Below are 4,789 nucleotides of genomic sequence, written 5' to 3' on the forward strand. Positions count from 1 at the left end.
GGAATCCAGTCCCAGACCCGCATTCTTTTCTTTGAATATGCCGTGGTCAGGTAGACATCAGTCCGCTTGGAAAGCGTGTAGTCCGCGATAAAGGCAACTTGCCATGGGTTCGGCACCGACTTGTTGGCGAAGAAGCTCTTGACGTTGTCGTAGTCGTATTCGAGCGTCAGGCTAAGCGCCGACGTCACCTGGTAGTTGGCGCCGATCCAGTAGAAGTCGTCGCGCTCGATCAGGCTGCCATTCTGGTCCTTGTTCTGACCCCAGCGGTAGCCGCCCATGATCTTTGCCGGGCCGAACGCATAGCTTCCCGCGATTGTCGCCTTCTTGAAGCTGCCGCTGCCGAGGGCAGCCGCGGTCGCCGGGTTGGAAATGGTCGGGTTGAACTGGTCGTAGGCAACGGCCACACCGACAGGGCCGGCAATGTAGGTCAGCGCCGCGCCATAGGCGGTATCGCGGCGGAACTGGCCCGGCACTTCGCCGTTACCGCCGAGGAGCGGGCCGTTGGCTACCGTCGTCGGCAACGCCAGGCCGGTACCGAAGGACCAGTGCGCCAGTGCGGACACCGGACCGAACTGGCCGGAGTACTTGATGGTGTTGTCCTCGCGGAAGTTGGCGCCGGTCAGCATCACGATCGGTTCATACTGGGTGGCAAAGGCTGCCGGCACGAAGTTCGCGATGCTCTCGAACATCGAAGTGTACTGGCGGCCGAAGGTCACCTGGCCGAACTGCGTACTCTGCAGGCCTACGTATGCCTGGCGACCGAACAGGCGGCCGCTTTGCTGCGATGTGCCGGTATCCAGGTTAAAGCCGCTTTCCAGAACGAAAACGGATTTCACGCCATTGCCGAGATCCTCCGCACCGCGCAAGCCCCAACGCGAGCCGGACAGGCCCCCGGAGTTCGCGCGGTAGACGTTGTTGGACGGGCCCGCATTGAACTTGTTGGCAGCGGTGGGAACGGCGCCGACATGGTTGGCGAACTCAACGTTCATATCCGCCACGCCATACAGCGTCACGCTGCTCTGTGCGTGGGCGCTGCCGGCGCAGATTGCGCCCGAAGCAATGAGTGCAAGATTAAGCTTGCTCAGTTTCCTAGACGATTTCACTACCTGTCCTCCTCATATCCATGTTTACGTCTGTTATTGACGCCGTCATCATGCAAAGAATTGGGCGCCGTGCGCCCCCCAATGGCAGGGGGGCGGGATTCTCCGGATACCAAGAGATTTTCTGCGCATGGGTGCAAATGGACGACGGGGGTTCGGTAGCGGGTCAGGGCTTGTCAAAGGGAAGCAAAGGAAGCTGAAGGTGACGGGAAAGGCGGCCCGCGCGATGCGTATTGATAACGCAGGGCTGGTGGGGTCGGGGAGACGCTACCTGTGCGCGGTGCTTCCGGATCGAAGTGGCCCGCCCCGCACTGCCGCTGACAGCGCGAGGTCGAGATTCGTTTGGCGGCAAATCGCCGCTTTGTCAGGAACTGACCGGGAAGCGGGTAGGGAAGGGGGTGGCGGTGAAGTACGCGATCCTCGCGGCGGCAGGCCGCATGCCTGGCCACATGAACGTGCTACTGGCCGGGGCCGAGGTGGCTTGCGATCAGGTCTTCGAAATGGAAGGCACCAACAGCGAGTGCAGCCAGGCGTCGCGGTGCGTCCTGCCATGACCTGAGGGGGCGTTGGACTGTCAAGCCGTCCGCTGCTTGCCCTGGCCAATCAGTTCAGTCATTTCGGAGAGTTCCTGAATGAGCGGCTCGGCGCGCGGCCATTGGCCGTAGCCGGCGGCTGGGTTGAGGTGGCCGACGTTGCCGAGGTCGACCAGGCGGCTGCCCCAGGCGCTGGCCAGCGCGGCGACTTCCTCGAAACGGGCAAGCGGATCGTTGCGGCTGGCCGCGACGATGCTTGGGAAGCGCAAGGCCGCGCGCGGTGCGGGTGTCCAGCCGTTCAGGCGCAGCGCATCTTCGTCCGGATAGCCTTCAGGCAACGGATGATCGAAATCGGGCGGCGCGGCCAGCAGCGCGCCGCGCACGGCGCGCGCGGAACGGCGCGCCCAGTGCACCGTAATCATGACGCCGGCGCTGTGGGCCACCAGCAAGGCCGGCTCACGCAGGCTCGCCAGCGTGCGTTCCAGCGCAGCGACGCGCACGGCGCAGTCAAGCTTGTTGTGCTCCAGCGGAGGCACGATGCTGACCTGGCGCCCGTCGGCGCGCAACTTGTCGGCCAGCAAGGTTTGCCAGTGATCCGCGACATGGTCGCGCAGGCCGGGGACGATGACGATCGGGGGTAATTCAATGTGATGCATCTTGTTGTTTACTCAGCGGGTGAAGGAGGAGTCAGGCGCCGGCGCGCTCTGCCTCATTGCGCGCTTCGGCAAGCCGCAGGTCGCGCAGGTAGCGCGGCCTGGCGATGAAGAACACGGCGGCTGCGACCAGCGAGATCAGCGGAACCACCTGCAGGGCCCCGAGCAATCCGATCCTGTCGGCCAGCAGGCCCGTCAGGTAAGGCGCCGGCGCGGCGCCCAGGATGTTGTTGGCCAGYGTCAGCATCGCCAGCGCGGTGGCATGGGTCGAGGGGCGGGAGAGATTGACCACCATGGCGCCGGCGGGGCCCCAGGTACCCATTGCCAGCAGCATGCCGAAACCGATCAGCAGCAACTGCGMGGTACCCGGCGGCARCCGGAAGCCCGCCAGCAACAGCRCGCACGACACGAGACAGAACAGGATCGCSAGCGTCAGCTTGCGGGCCGGCGCGTTGCGGCTAACCCGGTCCGTCAGCATCCCGCACAAGGTCATGCCRACGCCGCCGACGATCAGCAGCGCCGCGGCGAGCAGCGCCGCCTTGTCGGGCGGCATGCCGTAGTACCGGTTCAGGTAGCTCGGCATCCAGGCCATGATCGCGTAGGCGATGAAAAGCTGCAGGCCGCTGCCGACATAGGCGCAGACCAGGGACGGTGCCCAGAAGAGCCCGCGCAGCAGCGCCGGCAAGGGGATGCGGGCTCGGGCTGGCGCCGCGCCGCCGTGGGTGGCGCGTGGCCCTGCCGTGCGCCGCGCCAGCCTGGCTTCGGTCACGGTGACGCAATAGATCAGCACCACGATCAGTCCGAATACCGCCATGGCCATGAACGCCGCGCGCCAGCCGAAGCGGGCCGCCACGACACCGCCCAGCCCCATGCCCAGCACCGCGCCGAACATGCCGCCGGAGGTGAAGGCGCCGGTCAGGGTGGCACGCAGGGAMGGCGGGAAGATGCTCAGGATCACGGCCAGCCCGACGCTGCCATAGGCCGCCTCGCCAATGCCGACGAAGAAGCGGGCCGCCAGCATATGCCCGTAGCTGGCGGAGAGCGCGCACGCCAGCGTGCCGCAGCTCCACAGCAGCGCCATCAGGGCCAGGCTCTTGACGCGRCCCCAGCGATCGGCGACGAGCGAGAACGGCACSGTGAACAGACCGACCATCAGCGCGACGATGCCGCTGAGCGAGCCGAGCTTGGCGTCGGACAGGCCCCACTCAAGCCGCAGTTGGGGAAAGACGGCGTTCAGCACCTGGCGCGACATGTAGTCGGAAAGCAGGAGCGCAAAAATGAGGGCGAATACCAGCCACGCGTAGGCATGCGAGCGTGCCGGCTTGGCGGTGAGATCCGTGTCCGCGYGAGCGGCCCCGGAGAGGGACTGTCCCATGAAAGTCTCCTGCGGTCTGRTGCCGCTGTGGCGCCGCGAATTCGGCGCGGATTGTGTGATCSATGGCGAGCGGACGGGCATCGTTGCCGGTCCGCTTGCCCGGGCTGGCGTCAGGCTGCGCGCAAGGGCAGGKTTGCCTGCCGCGGCTTGCGGTTGGGCGCCATGCCATGCATTGCCAGGGTTTCCTCGGCATCCTTGTACTGCACGCCGATCTTGTAGATCTTGCGCGCTTCCTTGCCGCTGGCCACTTCACGGCCGAGTTCGCGGGCGACGCGCACGCACTGCTCGATCTGCTGCACCGAGGTCATGCGGTTGCCGTGCTGGTCGATGATGGTGTCCTCGATGCCGCAGCGGGGGTGCAGGCCCATCGACATGGCCATCATGTTGAACGGCAGGACGTTCTTCAGCAACGATTCGGCGGTCAGCGTGCASCCATCCGGCGCGCGATGGATGAAGTTGAAGAAATTGAACGGATTCGGACCATCGAAGCCGCCGCCGATGCCGATCCAGGTCAGGTTCAGCGGTCCGGTGTACACGCCCTTGCGCACCAGGCGATCGAGTGTTTCCAGCGCATGGATGCCGGTCAGCTGGAAATGCGGCTGGATGCCGGAGGCCTGCAGGCGCCTCAGGTGCTCCTCGACCCAGGCGGGGCCGGCGGGCACGGTCATTTCGCTGTAGGCAGCCTGGAAAGCCGGGTTGGCCAGCGAGGTGCCCTCCAGGTATTCCGGGTAGAGCAGCTCCATGATGTTCATCTGCGTCGTATTGATGGCCACCGTCACCTGGTCCGGCTTGGGGTCCAGGTCGGCGAGCATGTGCCGGGTATCGTCCGACAGCCACTTGGCGGCCTGGCCGTCGTCTTCCGGGGCAAACGAGATCGAGCCGCCGACCTGGATGATCATGTCGGGCACCGCGGCGCGCACGCCGGCGATCAGTTCGTTGAACTTGGACAGGCGCTTGGAGCCCTTGCCATCGAGTTCGCGYACGTGGAGGTGCAGCACCGTGGCACCGGCGTTGTAGCAGTCAACGGCCTTTTGCACCTGTTCCTCCATCGTCACCGGAATGTCTTCGGGGAAATCCGCCGGCATCCACTCGGGGCCGTAAGGCGCCACGGTGATGACCACTTTGTCC

At 65.4% G+C, this 4,789-nt stretch carries 4 protein-coding genes and 1 pseudogene; 1 reads left to right on the top strand and 4 read right to left on the bottom strand.

Annotated elements, in window-relative coordinates:
* Positions 1-1,085 (bottom strand): porin (locus AC1DT6_RS40085; protein ID WP_477115594.1); only part of this gene is annotated, 1,085 nt, incomplete at its 3' end.
* Positions 1,086-1,465: 380 nt separating this feature from the next.
* Here AC1DT6_RS40085 and AC1DT6_RS40090 point away from each other — a divergent pair.
* Positions 1,466-1,633 (top strand): annotated as a pseudogene (locus tag AC1DT6_RS40090) (NAD(P)(+) transhydrogenase (Re/Si-specific) subunit beta); the annotation flags it as partial.
* 41 nt (positions 1,634-1,674) lie between these two features.
* Here the strand turns inward: AC1DT6_RS40090 and AC1DT6_RS40095 are convergent.
* The 3 genes from AC1DT6_RS40095 to AC1DT6_RS40105 form a co-directional block, all read right to left on the bottom strand.
* Entirely contained in the window at positions 1,675-2,289 is a 615-nt protein-coding gene (locus tag AC1DT6_RS40095; protein ID WP_441637498.1) for an RBBP9/YdeN family alpha/beta hydrolase, read from the bottom strand.
* A gap of 31 nt (positions 2,290-2,320) precedes the next feature.
* Positions 2,321-3,661, bottom strand: a complete 1,341-nt coding sequence (locus AC1DT6_RS40100) for an MFS transporter (RefSeq protein WP_477115592.1) — start codon at positions 3,659-3,661, stop codon at positions 2,321-2,323.
* Between the two features lie 110 nt (positions 3,662-3,771).
* Positions 3,772-4,789: beta-keto acid cleavage family enzyme (locus AC1DT6_RS40105; RefSeq protein ID WP_477115593.1), on the bottom strand; the 1,018-nt coding region annotated here is incomplete at its 5' end.

It is taken from the genome of Cupriavidus sp. 01L45, from assembly GCF_056399885.1.

What these genes read in the sequence shown, in the direction of transcription:
- AC1DT6_RS40095 (WP_441637498.1), bottom strand. Translation starts at nt 2,289, where the DNA reads ATGCATCACATTGAATTACCCCCGATCGTCATCGTCCCCGGCCTGCGC.